The sequence below is a fragment of the Bradyrhizobium sp. 25ACV genome, assembly GCF_054863005.1.
In genome coordinates this window covers 513,355-529,572 of the sequence record NZ_JAVAYO010000004.1, presented here as the reverse complement: position 1 = coordinate 529,572, position 16,218 = coordinate 513,355, and the positions used below count along the sequence as shown (strand labels likewise).

The following is a 16,218-nucleotide window of genomic DNA, read 5'->3' as shown; positions in this document are numbered from 1 at the left end:
TTCTCAGGATGGCGGTAGAGCCTACAGCCCCCTGATCATCCCCGCGTTGATCAGCAGGCGGTTCAGCCGCCGCGCTTCGGCGCCGTCCTGGCAGCTGTAGAACACGCCCTTGCAGCGGAGCATGATCTCCTTCTGCTCGGCGAAGGACGGATCGAGCGGGATGCCGGCGGCCTCCTGGATCACCAGCGGCAGATAAGGACCGTCGATCGTGTCCATCACGGCCTTGCTTCTGACCGGCTCGAAATTGACGGCATCGATCGCATAATAGGTCGCGTAGAGGCGCGGATCGTAGGCGTCCAGCCTCTTGCCGAGAGCGCCCTCGTCGAGCCCGGGCTCGAGGATAGCAGGTGCAAACTCCGGCTGATGATCGCCATAGCGCACGATCAGGAAGGGCTCGCCCGGGAACGTCTTCTTCAGGCCCGCGACGAACGCCTTGTATTGCTCGGCGCTGATCGCCTGCCGGCGCAGATATTCGTCGATGGACGGCACATTGCCCGGCGCGCGCCAGTTCGGCAGCAGGTCGGGACGGAAGCGCGTCTCCCAGGGGAAATGATTGGCGCCGAGATAGATGAAGGTGAACAGCGGCTTGTTGGGCGGCTGCTGGCCCATCAGCTGGAGCGCCTTGTCGTAGAAGAAGCCGTCGGGCTCGACGTCCTTGGCACCGAGGTCCTTGGCATCGAGGAAGCGTTCGATGCCAGTCGTCAGCTGGAAGCTGCGCGCGGCCATGAAGCCGCCATGGGCGGGATACAGCGACATCGTGTCGTAGCCGCAACGGCGCAGCGCCAGCGGCAGGCCGCGCTCGACGCGGTTCGAGGCGATGCGTGTCACGAAATAGGCGAAGCGGCCGAATGAGCGCGAGGAGAGACCAGCGAGCACGTTGTATTCGGTGAACCAGCTCGGCCCGCCATTGCTCTCGGCCAGGAACGTGCGCTGCCTGCCGTCCCAGGATTTGAAGTGACTGCCATAGCCCTGCGGCACCTTGATGCCCTGGGCGGCGCGGATGTCGAAGCTCGATTCATCATGGATCATGATGATGTTCGGCCGGCGCCCGGCAGGATGGCAGGAATCGACCAGCGGCATGTTGAGCCGCTCGTTGGTCGCGGCGGCCGATTCCATGAAGCCGTATTGCACGAAATCGGAGACCGAGCTGACGCCGGAGCGGAAGAATTTCGACAGATAGCCGTCGTCGTAATAGCCGCGCCAGGCTTCGTCCGGATGATAGAGCGAATAGCCGACCAGCGCGGCAAGGCAGGCCAGCTTGCAGGCGAACGCCGGCAGACGGCGGATGCGGAACGGATCGAGCCACCACAGCGCATACATCAGCGGCAGCGTGACGAAGCCGGCCAGGATCACCGACCAGCGCAAATTCGGGAAGATCGTGAACAGGAACGCGACGGTGTCGCGGTCGATCATCATCAGGTCGATGAAGTTGACCGTCATCTGGACGACGTCGTGCTTGAGCCGCGACAGCAGCACCAGCACCACGACCATGGTCAGCGACAGCGCGCCTGATAGCGCCGGCCGGCGCAGCAGCGTGATCCAGAAAAAATTGAGGATGCCCCAGGCCAGCGCGAAGGAGAGGCGCGAGCCGAAATCGGTCTCGGTCTGGTACATCAGCGCGAGCGCGGCCAGATGCGGCGCCGCAACCGCGAGCAGCCGCCAGATGCCGAGCGCGGCGACGCTGGCGAGGACGGCGGTGGCGGCCGAAGGACCTGGATTGGGCGCGGACGCCATCGACGACACGCAACTTCTGGTCCGGCGCGATGATACCCAGCGTCTGGCCGGCCCAAGGGCTGAATAAGGGCGGCTAGGGCTCCCGGCGCAGCCGGAAGCCTGCACCATGTCATAAAACTGTAACGGAACGGTCAAGGACAGGCAACGCGCGCCGTGATCCGACCTTCGCTTAATGTTAGCGAGCGGCGATGGGCCGCACGGCGGCCGCCCCATGAGGGCATCGCGGCTCGCAAGTGCTGGAACGGCGCGCCCAGTGACACCGCAGCCCAGCGCGCGCCCTCACGACAGAGACATACGATCCCTCCGCCGCCAATTGCAGCGCAGCATCGATCAGGACACGGCGGAGGTCGCCGTGCTGACACGGTCGGGCCTGGGCTAGGCTGAGCGCCCGCCTTATTGCGGCAGCAGTCCGAGACGCTTGGCGTAGATGCGGTCGACGGCCCGCTTGGGCAGCATCGCCTGCATCATATGCCTCATCGGGTCTGGCGTGACCTGGTAGCGCACCCGTGGCTTGGCCGTCGTGAGCGCCTCGACCACGACTTCGCCAATCCGCTCTGCCGGCAGACCGGCTTCGCCGAGCTTCGTCATGAAGGCCAAGACCTTGTTGAGCGCCGGGAAATAGGGCGAGTTCTTGTAGACGGAGAGATCGATCTGCTCAGCCTTGTCCCAGATCGGGGTCTTCACGGCGCCGGGCGCGACGATGATCACGTCGATGCCGTACAGCATCAATTCACGGCGCAGGCTTTCGGATAGTCCCTCGACCGCGTGCTTTGAGGCGCAATAGGGCGCGGAAAAGGGATTGCCGTTCTTGCCGGCGACCGAGCTGATCATCACAATCCGGCCCTTCGGTCCCTTGAGCGATGGATCAGAGCCGAGCAGCGGACCAAAAGCCTGCGTCGCGATCACAGGACCGATGACGTTGATGTCCATCTGGCGGCGGAATTCATCCGCTGACAGCTCCAGCAGCGGCCCGGCCACGGCGATCCCGGCATTGTTGACGAGGCCGGCAAGCGTCTCGCCGCCCAGCGCCTCACGCACCTGGCGACCGGCGGCAAGCACCGCGGGTTCATCGGTGACGTCGAACATCAACGGAACGAAATTGGCACCGAACTCGGCCTTGAGCCGATCCGCATCGGCCTGCTTGCGGACGCTGCCGAAGACGCGGAAGCCGCGCCCGAGCAGAACTTTTGCAGTAGCCCACCCGATGCCGGTGGACACGCCTGTGACGACGACAGATCGCATGGTCCCCTCCCCTCAAGGTTTCCGCGATCATGTCGGAAAACGGCGGTGGTGCGAAGGGGGAGCGCAGAAGCCGAGACCCAGGAGCCGCAATGGACCCCGGATCAGCAGCGCACCACTTGCGTGATGCGCTGCGTCCGGGAGACGACTTAGTTCTTGGACTTGTCGACCAGCGCGCCCTTCTTGATCCAGGGCATCATGTCGCGCAGCTTGGCGCCGACTTCCTCGATCGGGTGCTGGGCGAGCTTGGCGCGGGTCGCCTTGAACGAGGTCTGGTTGACCTTGTTTTCGAGCATCCAGTCGCGGGCGAACTTGCCGCCCTGGATGTCGGCGAGAACGCGCTTCATCTCGGCCTTGGTCTCCGCGGTCACGATGCGCGGGCCGGTGACGTACTCGCCGTACTCCGCGGTATTGGAGATCGAGTAGTTCATGTTGGCGATGCCGCCTTCATAGATCAGGTCGACGATCAGCTTCACTTCGTGCAGGCACTCGAAATAGGCCATCTCGGGCGCGTAGCCGGCTTCGACCAGGGTCTCGTAGCCGCCCTTGATCAGCTCGACCAGGCCGCCGCAGAGCACGACCTGCTCGCCGAACAGGTCGGTCTCGCACTCTTCCTTGAAGGTGGTCTCGATGATGCCGGCGCGGCCGCCGCCGACGGCCGACGCATAGGACAGGCCGAGGTCATGGGCGTTGCCCGAGACGTCCTTGGCGATCGCGATCAGGCAGGGCACGCCGCCGCCGCGCTGATACTCCGAGCGCACGGTGTGGCCGGGGCCCTTCGGCGCGATCATAAGCACGTCGAGATCGGCGCGCGGGTCGAGCAGGTTGAAGTGGACGTTGAGGCCGTGCGCGAACACCAGGGCGGCGCCCTTCTTCATGTTGTCGTGCAGGTGCTCGCGGTAGATGTCGCCCTGGAGCTCGTCCGGGGTCAGCATCATGACGAGGTCGGCCCATTTGGCGGCTTCGGCGACTTCCATCACCTTGAAGCCGGCGGCTTCTGCCTTCTTGACCGAGCTCGAGTCCTTGCGCAGCGCAATGGCGACGTCCTTGACGCCGGAATCCTTCAGGTTGAGCGCATGGGCGTGGCCCTGGCTGCCATAGCCGACGATGGCGACCTTCTTGCCCTTGATCAGGTTCAGGTCGGCGTCGCGATCGTAATAAACACGCATGGGTCGTTTCCTCGTTCAGGTGGCCAGAATCGGCCGTTGGTCAGGTCTTGGCAGTGAAATTTGCGGATTTCGGGGGCTGTCTAGAGCATTTTCAGCCCCCTGGGAAACCCGTTTCTGCATGGAAAACTGCGGCATCATGCATCCATGAAGACGGGGTAGAGGGAGACCAGCAGCAGGATCGCCATCAGGATATTGAAGGCGCGGACCAGCCGCTCGGAGGTCAGGACCGGCCGCAACGCGGTACCGAACAGCGCCCAGACCACGCACGACATTGACCCCACCAGCAGGCTGATTAAAGTCTGGATCGCGATGTTGAGCGGGAATTGGGCGATGGCCGCAAAGGCGGTGATGGTGCCGATCACGATCACCCAGCCCTTGGCATTGATCCACTGGAACATGGCTGCGCCCCAGAAGGTCATCGGACGGCGACCATCACCTTCACCCGGCCTGGTCGGGCCGGACATGGCGATCACGGCAGCAAGATAAACGAGATAGGCCGCACCGGCATATTTCAGGAGAGTCTGGAGGATCGGGTAGGCCAGGAACACCGAGCCGAGCCCGAGGCCGACGGCGGCGATCATGAAGGCGAAGCCGATGACGACGCCGACAATGTGGGGGATGGTGCGCCGGAAGCCGTAGGTCAGGCCCGAGGACAGCAGCATGATGTTGTTCGGCCCGGGCGTGAAATACATCACGACCATGAAGATGAGGAAGGCATAGAGCAGCGACTGGGACATGTTCACCTCACGCCGTTTTCGGCAACGGTTCTTCGGGTAACGCCTTGGGCCGCTTCGCCAGCACCATCACAGCGATACCGCCAATCACGGTCAGCATGCCGGCGAGGCGCAACGGGCCGAACCGCTCGCCGAACACGATGCTGGAGGCGGCCGAGCCGACGAACGGGACCAGCAGCGCAAACGGCACCACTTGCGCGGCGGGATAGTCACGCAGCAGCCGGCCCCAGAGCCAGTAGGCGATGCTGGTGGAGATGCCGCCAAGCGCCAGCATGCAGAGAGCCGCTGTCAGCGACATGTGGCTCAGCGATGTCCATGTCGGCGCGGGACCATTGGCGATCAGCGCCAGCACGAACAGCGGCACGGCCGCGGCGAGGCACAGCCATGCGAACAGGTCGAACATCGGCACGCCGCGGGCGCCGCGCAGCAGCAGATTGCCGACGGCAAAGCTGACCGGCGAGATCATCAGCACCGCAAACGCGGCGACGCTGAAATCATAGCCGACCGTACCGCAGATCATCAGAAGGCCGATCGCAGCGACACCAACGCCGAGCGCCTGCATCGGCGTCGGCCGCTCGCCAAAGGCGATCGCGGCAAAGCCGATCGTGAACAGCGCCTGGCTCTGCACGACGACGCTGGTCAGCCCCACCGGCACGCCATGGGCGATGCCATAGGCCTGGCTCAGGAACTGACCGAGGAACAGCGTAAAGCTGATCGCGATCAGCAGCGACCAGGCAACCTTGGGCTTGCGGATGAACAGGCATGGGATCGCAGCGACGCCGAAACGCAGCGCCGTCATCAGCTCCGGCGAAAGCTCGTCGAGCGCGATCCGGCTCGCCACGAAGGCAAGCCCCCAGATGATCGCCACCAGGATGGCGATGAGGATATCGGCCGGCTTCATTGTTGTTCTCGGTTCTGCCCTGTCGTGCAGCCCTGTTGTTATTGGTCTAGCCTTGCTCGCCGGCTCTTGGTTTGCGCAGCAGATACGTGCCGTGCATCGGTGCGTGGTAATCGGCCGAGACCAGCGCGAAGCCGACGTCGGTCAGCATCCGCTCCATCACCCAGCCGAACGTGGAGTATTCGTCGCGCATATGCGTGACGACGCCTTCGCGCGAAAAATCGTGATTCTTGATCTGGTAGTCGGCCCATTGCTCGACGTCGCGCTCGATCGCGTCGGGCATGGAGGCATAGACGATGTCGCGCAGATAGAAGCTCGCGCCCGGCTTCAGCGCACGATAGATCCGCGACATCGCCACCGCCTTCCAGAAATCCGGCAGGTGGTGCAGCGTGAATTCGCTGACGATCAGGTCGTAGGATTCCGGCCGATAGGCGAAGCTGAGCAGGCCGGCGGACTGGGTGCGCACGGGCGCCTTGCGATCACGCGCGTAGATCTCGGCAAGCGCCAGCATCGCCGGCGAGATGTCGATGGCGTCGACCTCGGCGCCCAGCAGCGCGGCTTCGGTCGCCAGCACGCCGTTGCCGCAGCCGATGTCGGCGATGCGCCAGCCGCGCTGGACACCCAGCATTTTCAGCGCGGCGCGCGCCCGCAGATCGGCATCGTCGTGGGCGTCGTAGATCGAGGCGACGGCGGGCTCGATCCCCATCCGGTTCCGCTCGTTATAGTACCAGTCGCGCGCCAGCATGGTTCACATCCCTTCAGGCCCGCGGCCGATCGCGGCAACGCCGGTGCGCGACACCTCCACGAGGCCGAGCGGGCGCATCAGGTCGATATATTGATTGATCTTGTCCGTATTGCCTGTGATCTCGAACACAAAGCTCTCGGTCGTAGCGTCGATCACCCGGGCGCGGAACGCATCCGCGAGCCTGAGCGCCTCGACCCGATGCTCGCCCTGCCCGCGCACCTTCACCATGGCGAGCTCACGCTCGATCGAGCGCTTGGTCTGGGTCATGTCGACGACGCGGTAGACCGGGATCATGCGGTCGAGCTGGTGCTTGATCTGCTCGATCACCATCGGCGTACCCGTGGTGACGATGGTGATGCGCGACAGGTGCTTTTGGGCCTCGGTCTCCGAGACCGTAAGGCTTTCGATGTTGTAACCGCGGCCCGAGAACAGGCCGATGACGCGCGCGAGCACGCCCGGCTCGTTCTGCACGAGCACCGAGAGCGTATGCGTCTCGTTGGGATCGTGGCGGTCCTCGATGAAGTAGGCGGATGCGGGCTGGTTCATTGTCGTCCCCTCTTGTCTCTTCCTCACGCCATCGCTGACGCGTCCGTCCCGACCCAACGGCGGAACAGATCGAAATCGATATTGCCGCCGGTCAGCACGAGACCGACGCGCTTGCCCTTCAACTTGCTCTTTTCCTGTAGCGCCGCGGCGAGCGCGGCGGCGCCCGCGCCTTCGGCGAGATTATGCGTGTCGGTCCAGAGCGCACGGATTGCGGCCGCGACCTCAGCGTCGGTGACCTGGACGATGCGCGAGGCGCCCTTGCGGATCAGCGCGAACGCCTCGGCGTCCGGAATGCGCGTCGCCATGCCGTCGGCGAGCGTGTTGCTGGTCTCGGTCGTCACGATCTTTCCGGCCGCAAACGACAGCGCGTAGGACGGAGCTTCCGTCGACTGCACGCCGACGATCTCGGTCTTCAGGCCGAGCAGGTCCCGCGCCATGATGCAGCCGCAGATGCCGGAGCCCTGCCCGATCGGCACATAGAGAATGTCGAGGTCCGGCGCGGTCTTGAACAGCTCAAGCGCATAAGTGGCGACGCCGAGCACGAGGTCGGGGTGGAACGACGGCACCATATGGAGCCCGGTAAACTGCGCGCGGCGCGCGGCTTCCTCACGCGCGGCCTGGAAGTCCTCGCCATGCTCGACGAGCTCGGCGCCAAACGCCTTCATCGCGCGATTCTTCTCGGCCGAATTGCCTGATGGCACGTAGATCACCGCGGGCACGCCGTGGCGGCTCGCCGCGAACGCCAGGCTCTGGCCGTGATTGCCGCGCGTTGCCGAGATGATGCCGGGCGTGTTCGGCCGCTCGCGCTTCAACCGCTCGAGATAGACCAGCCCGCCGCGCACCTTGAAAGCCCCGATCGGCGTGTGGTTCTCGTGCTTGACCACGACCTGCGCGCCGAGCCGCTCGGCGAGCAGCGGCCAGGCGTGCGCCGGCGTTGCCGGCACCGCCTGCCCCACGATCGCATGTGCGCGCTCGAGCTCGGTCAGGTCGAACATGGCCTCACACCAGCGCCTTGCCGCCGGCGAAGGCCTTGGCGGTGGCCTCGTCGTTGGCCTGCTCCGGCAACAGCATCTCGTTGTGCGCCTTGCCGGAGGGGATCATCGGGAAGCAGTTTTCGAGCGCGGCGACGCGGCAGTCGAACAGCACCGGGCGCTTGACCGAGATCATCTCCTGGATGGCGCCGTCGAGATCGCCGGGCTTGTGCACCTGGATGCCGACGCCGCCATAGGCTTCCGCGAGCTTGACGAAGTCCGGCATCGCCTCCGAGTAGGAATGCGACAGGCGGTTGCCGTGCAGCAGCTGCTGCCACTGCCGCACCATGCCCATGTATTGGTTGTTCAGGATGAAGATCTTGATCGGCAGCTCGTACTGAACCGCCGTCGACATCTCCTGCATCGTCATCTGCACCGAGGCATCGCCCGCGATGTCGATGACGAGGCTGTCGGGATGGGCCACCTGCACGCCGACCGCCGCCGGCAGGCCGTAGCCCATGGTGCCGAGACCGCCCGACGTCATCCAGCGATGCGGCTCCTCGAAACCGAAGAACTGCGCCGCCCACATCTGGTGCTGGCCGACTTCCGTCGTGATGTAGGTATCCCTGCCGCGCGTCGCCTCGAACAGGCTCTGGATCGCATGCTGCGGCAGGATGACGTCGTTGCTCTTCCTGTAATAGAGCGAGTTACGGGCACGCCACTGTGCGATCTGCTGCCACCACGCCTTGATGTCGGGCTTCTTCGCCTCCGCCTTGAACACCTGGAGGATGTCGCCGAGGATATTGCCGCAATCGCCGATGATCGGCACGTCGACGCGGATGTTCTTGTTGATCGAGGATGGGTCGATGTCGATGTGGATCTTCTTCGAGCCCGGCGAGAACGCGTCGACCCGGCCGGTGATGCGGTCGTCGAAACGCGCGCCGACGCACAGCATGACGTCGCAATCATGCATCGTCATGTTGGCCTCATAGGTGCCGTGCATACCGAGCATGCCGAGCCAATTCTTGCCCGACGCCGGATAGGCACCGAGGCCCATCAGCGTCGAGGTGATCGGGAATCCGGTGACCTCGACCAGTTCGCGCAGCAGCTTGGTCGCCTCGGGGCCGGAATTGATGATGCCACCGCCGCTGTAGATCACGGGGCGCTTGGCATTGGCGAGCAGCGCCACGGCCTTGCGGATCTGGGTCGCATCGCCCTTCACACGCGGCGCGTAAGAGCGATGCACGTCGGATTTGCGCGGCGGGTGGTAGGTGCCGGTCGCGAACTGCACGTCCTTGGGCACGTCGACGAGCACCGGGCCGGGACGGCCGGTCGTCGCGACATAGAAGGCCTCGTGCAGCACTTTGGCGAGATCGTTGACGTCGCGCACCAGCCAATTGTGCTTGGTGCAGGGACGCGTGATGCCGACGGTGTCGCATTCCTGAAACGCGTCGTTGCCGATCAGATGCGTCGGCACCTGGCCGGAGATGCAGACCAGCGGGATCGAGTCCATCAGCGCGTCGGTCAGCGGCGTCACCATGTTGGTGGCGCCGGGGCCGGAGGTCACCAGTGCAACACCCGGCTTGCCGGTCGAGCGCGCATAGCCTTCGGCCGCATGGCCCGCGCCCTGCTCGTGGCGGACCAGGATGTGCTGGACCTCGCTCTGCTGGAAGATCTCGTCATAGATCGGAAGCACCGCGCCGCCGGGATAGCCGAAAATGTCGGTCACGCCGTGATCGATGAGCGCGCGGACGATCATCGCGGCGCCGGTCATCTGGTTCGGATCGTGGCTCTTGTCGCTCATTGGCTTGCTCCGGATGCGCTGTTGTCAGCGGCTTCGTTCGTGTCTGGTTCGGGAAATAAAAAAGGCCCCGAAGAGGGCCCATGCACACCGCCTGTCATGTGGATGGCAGCTAGCCACCCCCGGCGGTGTGCCTGGGTACGACGGCGATAAGGAGTTTGGTAATAATGTTACGCATGGCAGGCGCCCGGCTTCCCAAAGGTTGCGCGAAACATAGCGGCCAAAGCCTGGATGTCAAGGCGATGCGGCCGTCCCCGCGCGATTTTGGCAGTGTAGCGGTGTTCCCCGGGTTCGGCGAGAGGTAAATTCTGGAACCCGGACAGAAAAGCGGCTCAGGCGGGATCGCGGGCCGCGTTCACAACGGCGGCGAGCCATCCCCCCGCCTCCCCGGGCTTCACCCATTCGAACTCAGGCAATTGGTGCCGGAACCAGGTGAATTGCCGCTTGGCATAGTGGCGGGTGTCGGCGCGGCCGATTCCTGCGGCGTCCCCCAGGCTGAGCTCACCGCGCAGATGCCGGATCAGGGCCGGCACGCCGTGCGCCTTCATCGCCGGCAGCAGCGGATCGAAGTTTTTGGCGGCGAGCTGCTCGACCTCCTTCAACGCACCGGCGCCCAGCATGGCATCAAAGCGGGCATCGATGCGGGCGTAGAGTTCGTCGCGCTCGGGAGCGAGAAATACCGCATGAAAACTGTCCTTCGGCAGCAGCGGCGGCTGACCCTCCCGGTGCCAGTCGAGCAGCGAACGGCCGGTCGCCTCGACCACCTCGAGCGCGCGCGCGATCCGGGTGCGGTCGCGCAGATTCAATCGCCCGGCCGCACTGGGATCACGACGCGCCAGTTCCGCATGAAGCGCCTCCGCGCCGTTGCGTTCCAGCCGCGCGCGCACATCCTCGCGCACCTCGGCAGGAATTGGCGGCACCACGGAGAGCCCCACCGTCAGCGCTTTGAAATAGAGCCCGGTGCCACCGATGAAGATCGGCAGACGGCCTTCCGCTTTCGCCTCGTCGAGCGCCTTGGCGGCATCACTCACCCAGGCACCGGCCGAAAAATTCACGGCTGCATCGACATGACCGTACAGGCGATGCGGCGCGCGCGCTTCCTCGCTTTGTGTGGGGCGCGCCGTGATGACCCGCAGGTCGCGATAAACCTGCATGGAATCGGCATTGATGACGACCCCGCCCGTGCTGAGGGCAAGCTCCAGCGCCAGCGCCGACTTGCCGCTGGCGGTCGGGCCTGCGATAAGCACGGCCTTGCCAACATGGCTTCTGCTGACTTGCCCCTCGCTCACGAAAACCTCAAATGTCCCTCGTCGCCACGCTGATCTGCAATCCCGACAATCCCGCGCTCGACTCCACCATCGTCGATGGCGCCCGCGCCGTGCTGCCTCAGGCGGCTCCCGCGCACTGGCTGTTCGACGGGGTTGCGGTCGACATTCCCTTCGGCGCCGACAGTAACCTCGAAGGCGACCGTCACGCCATCGAGCAGCGGCTCCGCGAGCTTCGCGGCGACCTGCCCGTCGACATCGTCGTGCAGCCAGTCGGCGCCCGGCGCAAGAAGCTTTTTCTCGCCGACATGGATTCCACCATGATCGGCCAGGAATGCATCGACGAACTCGCCGATCTCGTCGGGATGAAGGCCCACGTCGCCGCCATCACCGAACGCGCGATGCGAGGCGAGATCGAGTTCGAGCCGGCGCTGCGAGAGCGCGTCGCGCTGCTGAAGGACCTGCCCGCCGGCGTCGTCGACGAGGTGCTGGCCAAGCGCATCACGCTGACCCCGGGCGGCCGCGAACTGGTCGCGACCATGCGCGCCCACGGCGCCTATACCTGCCTCGTCTCCGGCGGCTTCACGCTGTTCACGACCGCAGTCGCCGCCAAGATCGGCTTCCAGGAGAACCGCGCCAACGAGCTGGTCGTGCGCGACGGCAAGTTCACCGGCGAGGTGAAGGAGCCGATTTTGGGCCGCGCGGCGAAGCTCGCGACGCTGGTGGATCTGATGGAGTCGTTCGATCTCGACGACATCGACTCGGTCGTGGTCGGCGACGGCGCCAATGATCTCGCGATGATCCAGGCCGCGGGGCTGGGCGTCGCCTATCACGCCAAGCCGGCCGTAGCGGCGGCTGCGGCGGCGCGGATCGATCACGGCGACCTCACAGCGCTGCTGTATGCGCAGGGGTATCGGCGGGACGAGTTCGTGGAGGGGTGACACTATCGTCGGTCCGGGATGGTGCGAAGCACCAGACCCGGAACCTCGAGATTCCGGGTTCGATGCTTCGCATCGCCCCGGAATGACGGATGAAGTTACTGCACGCTCAGCGCCACGAACCGCAGCTCGCCGTCGGCGTTCGACACCAGCAGCAGCACCGACTTCTTGCCGTCCTTCTTGAGCTGGTCGACCCGCTTCTGGATGTCGGCGCCGCTGGTGACCGCCTCCTGCGCGACCTCGACGATGACGTCGCCGGCTGAGAGGCGCTTCTCGGCGGCGTCGGAATTGGCGTCGACATTGGTGACGACCACGCCCTTGACGCTCTCCTTGATCTTGTAGCGGGTGCGCAAATCCTTGCTCAGGCTTGCCAAATCCAGGCCGAGCGCCTTCTGCGTCACTGGCTTCTCGGGCGCGGGCTCGTCGGTCTTCACCGCGGCCTGCACCTTCTCGGGATCCTGGAGGCGGCCGAGCGTGACCTTCTTGGTTTCTTCCTTGCCCTTGCGGATGATGATGACGTCGACTTCCTTGCCGACCGCCGTGTCGGCGACGACGCGGGACAGGTCCTTCGGATCCTTGACGTCCTTGCCGTCGAACTTGACGACGACGTCGCCCGGCTCGATGCCGGCCGGCTTGGCCGGGCCCTTGTCGTCGACGCCCGCAACCAGCGCGCCGCGCGCCGGCTTGATGTTGAGGCTTTCGGCGATCTCGTCGGTAACGCTCTGGATCCGCACGCCGAGCCAGCCACGGCGCAGCTCGCCGAACTGACGGAGCTGGTCGACGACGCCCGCAACCGTCTTCGAGGGCACGGCGAAGCCGATGCCGATCGAGCCGCCGGAGGGCGAGATGATCAGCGTGTTGACGCCGATGACGTCGCCATCGAGGTTGAACAGCGGACCGCCGGAATTGCCGCGGTTGATGGATGCGTCGGTCTGGATGTAGCTGTCATAGGGACCCGAGGAGATGTCGCGGTTCTTGGCCGAGACGATGCCGGCCGTCACCGTGCCGCCCAGGCTGAACGGGTTGCCGATCGCGACCACCCAGTCGCCGAGACGCAGCTTGTCGCTATCGCCGAACTTCACCGCGACCAGCGGCTTGGTCGGCTTGAACTTCAGCACCGCGAGATCGGTCTTCTTGTCGACCCCGACCAGCTCGGCCTTGATCTTGGTACCGTCGTTGAGAATGACGTTGATCTCGTCGGCATCCGCGATGACGTGGTTGTTGGTGACGACGACGCCCGATGTGTCGATGATGAAGCCGCTTCCGAGCGAGTTGGTCTTGCGCGGCGGCGGGCCGCTGTCGCCGCGCTCGCCACCCTTGCTGCTGCCGCCCGGACCTTTGCGGTTCTTGAAGAAGTCGTCGAAGAACTCCTCGAAGGGCGAGCCGGGCGGCAATTGCGGCATGGCATTGCTGCCGCCGCCCTTGGCCTCGACGGTCTGCGAGGTCGAGATGTTGACGACCGCGTCGATCACCTTCTCGGCGACGTCGGCGATGCCCTCCGGTCCGCGCGCATAAGCCGGCGTGCCGAACGCGCTGAAAGCAGCGACGGCGAGCGCGGCCAGCCCAATTCGCACACCAAGTCGCGAGCGGGACGGGGCAATGGTGGCAGCGGTCATTGTGATCTCCAGAGAAAGGGATTCGGCGCCAGACTGCGCTTGACGGGGGGACGGCGCAAGCGCGGAGCTTAACGGGCCTCAAGACCCCGATAATACGGCGAAAACCGGTCTCTCGCCTTCACTTTGGCGTTGGCGCGCCGCCTAAATGGGGCGCCGCATGACCCAGATCAGGACCAGGCCGACGACGGCCGAACCGATCCCGACCGCCCGCAGGATGTTGTCCGGCGTGGCGATGGCGCTCTTCATGGCCTTGCGCATCCAGTTGGGACTTGCCGCGAACATCAAGCCTTCCAGCACGAACAGGATGCCCAAGCCGATGAGGAAGTCGGCGAACGCAATGGACCTCATCGGATTGGAACCTCCCGTTATGCTGTTCTTGTCTGGACGAAGGGCGGCGAGATCCGCCGCCCTCTAGCTTACGGCTTAGCCGGCGTCTCGGTCGCCGTCTTGCCGGACGGGTTACTAAAGTACCGGAAGAAATCCGAGTCCGGCCGCAGCAGGAAGCGGGTGTCGTTCGAACGCAGCCCGTTCTCGTAAGCCGTCATCGACCGGTAGAAGGCGAAGAAGTCGGCATCCTTGCTGTAGGCTTCGGCGAACAGGCGGTTGCGCTCGGCATCGCCGGCACCCCGGGTCTGCTCGGCCTGCGAATTCGCCTCCGCGACGATGACGGTCGCCTCACGATCGGCCTTGGACTTGATCTCCTGGGCCTTCTGACCACCCTGCGCGCGGAACTCGGCCGCCTCGCGCTCGCGCTCGGTCTTCATGCGCAGATAGACCGCCTGGCTGTTCTGCTCCGGCAGGTCGGCGCGGCGGATCCGCACGTCGACGACCTGGATGCCGTAGCCGTCGGCCTCGCGATCGAGCTGGTCGCGGATGCGCTGCATCAGCTTCTCGCGGTCGTCGCGCACCACGTTGATGAAGGTGACCTCGCCCAGCACGCGGCGCAGCGCCGCGTTCAGGAGCGTGGTGAGCTGGATGTTGGCAGCCTGGATCGAGCCGACGCTCTGATAGAAGCGCAGCGCATCTTTGATGCGGTAGCGCGCGAAGGCATCGACCACGAGACGCTTCTGATCGGAGGCGATCGCTTCCTGCGACGGGTTCTCCAGATCGAGGATCCGCTTGTCGATGTTGATCACCGAATTCCACGGCGCCTTGAAGTGCAGACCGGGTGCGGTGACGACGTCGACGGGCCGGCCGAACTGGAGCACGATGGTCTGCTCGGTCTGCTGCACCGTGAACAGCGACATGTAGCCGACGATCACGACGAGCAGGAGCCCAAGCAGCGTGACGATACCTGTGACCGGGGACCTCATCGGTTGCCTCCGCTCGACTGCGGACCGGTGGTAGGCGGCCGCTTGGTCGTCAGCTCGCCGAGCGGCAGATAGGGCACAATGCCCTGGCCCGAGGGCCCGCCGTCATAGACCAGCTTGTCCGCGCCGCCGAGCACGCGCTCCATCGTCTCCAGATAGATCCGTTCACGCGTCACGTCGGGCGCCTTCTTGTATTCCTCGTAAACCTTCAGGAAGCGCGCGCTCTGGCCCTTGGCCTCGGCGACCGCCTGCTCCTTGTAGCCTTCGGCGTCTTGCAGGATCTTGGCCGAGCGGCCGCGCGCCTGCGGCACCACCTGGTTGGCGTAGGTCTGCGCCTCGTTCTGCAACTGCTCGAGATTGGCGCGCGCCGCCTGGACGTCGCGGAACGCATCGATCACCTGCGCCGGCGGATCGACCTTCTGCATCTGCACTTGGGTGACCTGAATGCCGGCGCCATAGCTGTCCAGCGTCCTCTGGATCAGCTCCTGCACGCCCTGCTCGGTGACGTTGCGTGCGCCGGTCAGGATCGGCTGGATCTGCGAGCGGCCGATCACCTCGCGCATCGCACTCTCGGAGACCGCCTTCACGGTGCCTTCGGGATTCTGGATGTTGAAGAGGAAGTCGCCTACGCCGTCCGGCTTGATGCGCCAGAGCACCGTGAAGTCGACGTCGACGATGTTCTCGTCGCCGGTCAGCATCAGGCTCTCTTCCGGCACGTCACGAATGGAGCGGCCGCGCCGCGCCGGATCGTCGATCAGCGTCATGCCGATCGAGATGGTGTTGACGCGCAGCGCCTTGGGCAGCAGCACTGTCTCGATCGGATAGGGCAGATGATAGTTCAGGCCCGGCTGCACGGTGCGAACATGCTTGCCGAAGCGCAGCACGACGCCGAGCTCTTCGGACTGCACGCGGAAGAAGCCCGACAGCAGCCAGAACGCGACGATCAGCAGCACGATCAGCGTGATGCCGATGCCGGAGAAATAGCCGCCCGGCATGATCTGCTGGAGGCGGTCCTGGCCGCGCCGCAGAAGGTCTTCCAGATCCGGCGGCCTCGGCCCGACCGGTTGCGGGCCTGAGCCCCATGGTCCCTTCGGACCCGAGCCCCATGGGCCACCGCCCTGATTCTTCCACGGCATTCGACGCTCTCCTCGGCAGGGTGGAATTGCCCCCGCCCGCTTTGTCCGGTCCGCTTTATAGGGGACAGGCAAGTCCCTTACAACGCAGCGGTGACCGTCTTCCGAGCTATGCTCGG

The 16,218-nt window shown here is 65.0% G+C and carries 15 protein-coding genes; 1 reads left to right on the top strand and 14 read right to left on the bottom strand.

Going from position 1 to position 16,218, the window contains the following annotated elements:
• Positions 1–21 precede the first annotated feature (21 nt).
• The 10 genes from RAD04_RS12505 to miaA all read right to left on the bottom strand — a co-directional run bounded on the left by RAD04_RS12505 (position 22) and on the right by miaA (position 11,126).
• Positions 22–1,734, bottom strand: coding sequence for a sulfatase-like hydrolase/transferase (locus RAD04_RS12505; RefSeq protein WP_461624030.1), 1,713 nt, complete (start codon positions 1,732–1,734; stop codon positions 22–24).
• A gap of 393 nt (positions 1,735–2,127) precedes the next feature.
• A complete protein-coding gene (locus RAD04_RS12500; protein ID WP_461624029.1) occupies positions 2,128–2,976 on the bottom strand; it encodes an SDR family oxidoreductase in 849 nt (282 codons plus the stop codon).
• A 146-nt stretch (positions 2,977–3,122) separates the two neighbouring features.
• Positions 3,123–4,142 carry a ketol-acid reductoisomerase gene (gene ilvC / locus RAD04_RS12495; protein WP_461624028.1) on the bottom strand — a complete coding sequence of 340 codons (1,020 nt, stop codon included), beginning with the start codon at positions 4,140–4,142 and terminating at the stop codon, positions 3,123–3,125.
• 134 nt (positions 4,143–4,276) lie between these two features.
• Positions 4,277–4,879 carry a LysE family translocator gene (locus RAD04_RS12490; RefSeq protein WP_461624027.1) on the bottom strand — a complete coding sequence of 201 codons (603 nt, stop codon included), beginning with the start codon at positions 4,877–4,879 and terminating at the stop codon, positions 4,277–4,279.
• Between the two features lie 7 nt (positions 4,880–4,886).
• The gene (locus tag RAD04_RS12485) at positions 4,887–5,777 is read right to left on the bottom strand and encodes an EamA family transporter (RefSeq protein WP_461624026.1); all 891 of its coding nucleotides are present in this window, start codon (positions 5,775–5,777) and stop codon (positions 4,887–4,889) included.
• A gap of 46 nt (positions 5,778–5,823) precedes the next feature.
• Entirely contained in the window at positions 5,824–6,519 is a 696-nt protein-coding gene (locus tag RAD04_RS12480; RefSeq protein ID WP_091961418.1) for a class I SAM-dependent methyltransferase, read from the bottom strand.
• Positions 6,520–6,522: 3 nt separating this feature from the next.
• Positions 6,523–7,065 carry an acetolactate synthase small subunit gene (ilvN, locus tag RAD04_RS12475; RefSeq protein WP_011089241.1) on the bottom strand — a complete coding sequence of 181 codons (543 nt, stop codon included), beginning with the start codon at positions 7,063–7,065 and terminating at the stop codon, positions 6,523–6,525.
• Positions 7,066–7,088: 23 nt separating this feature from the next.
• Positions 7,089–8,060: a threonine dehydratase gene (locus tag RAD04_RS12470; protein WP_461624025.1), complete on the bottom strand. Its 972-nt coding sequence runs from the start codon at positions 8,058–8,060 to the stop codon at positions 7,089–7,091.
• 4 nt (positions 8,061–8,064) lie between these two features.
• Positions 8,065–9,840 carry an acetolactate synthase 3 large subunit gene (locus tag RAD04_RS12465; protein WP_461624024.1) on the bottom strand — a complete coding sequence of 592 codons (1,776 nt, stop codon included), beginning with the start codon at positions 9,838–9,840 and terminating at the stop codon, positions 8,065–8,067.
• 329 nt (positions 9,841–10,169) lie between these two features.
• A complete protein-coding gene (gene miaA / locus RAD04_RS12460; RefSeq protein WP_461624023.1) occupies positions 10,170–11,126 on the bottom strand; it encodes a tRNA (adenosine(37)-N6)-dimethylallyltransferase MiaA in 957 nt (318 codons plus the stop codon).
• 11 nt (positions 11,127–11,137) lie between these two features.
• On the opposite strand from miaA, the gene serB reads away from it, so the two are divergent.
• A complete protein-coding gene (gene serB, locus RAD04_RS12455; protein ID WP_461617834.1) occupies positions 11,138–12,043 on the top strand; it encodes a phosphoserine phosphatase SerB in 906 nt (301 codons plus the stop codon).
• A gap of 95 nt (positions 12,044–12,138) precedes the next feature.
• On the opposite strand, the gene RAD04_RS12450 is transcribed toward serB, so the two are convergent.
• The 4 genes from RAD04_RS12450 to hflK all read right to left on the bottom strand — a co-directional run bounded on the left by RAD04_RS12450 (position 12,139) and on the right by hflK (position 16,102).
• Positions 12,139–13,656: a Do family serine endopeptidase gene (locus RAD04_RS12450; RefSeq protein ID WP_461624022.1), complete on the bottom strand. Its 1,518-nt coding sequence runs from the start codon at positions 13,654–13,656 to the stop codon at positions 12,139–12,141.
• A gap of 141 nt (positions 13,657–13,797) precedes the next feature.
• On the bottom strand, positions 13,798–14,004 hold the full coding sequence (locus RAD04_RS12445; RefSeq protein WP_028145452.1) for a DUF2065 domain-containing protein: 207 nt from the start codon (positions 14,002–14,004) through the stop codon (positions 13,798–13,800).
• A 68-nt stretch (positions 14,005–14,072) separates the two neighbouring features.
• Positions 14,073–14,969, bottom strand: a complete 897-nt coding sequence (gene hflC / locus RAD04_RS12440; protein WP_461617832.1) for a protease modulator HflC — start codon at positions 14,967–14,969, stop codon at positions 14,073–14,075.
• Entirely contained in the window at positions 14,966–16,102 is a 1,137-nt protein-coding gene (hflK, locus tag RAD04_RS12435; protein ID WP_018319714.1) for an FtsH protease activity modulator HflK, read from the bottom strand. The genes hflC and hflK overlap by 4 nt, the downstream gene beginning before the upstream one ends.
• Positions 16,103–16,218: the final 116 nt, after the last annotated feature.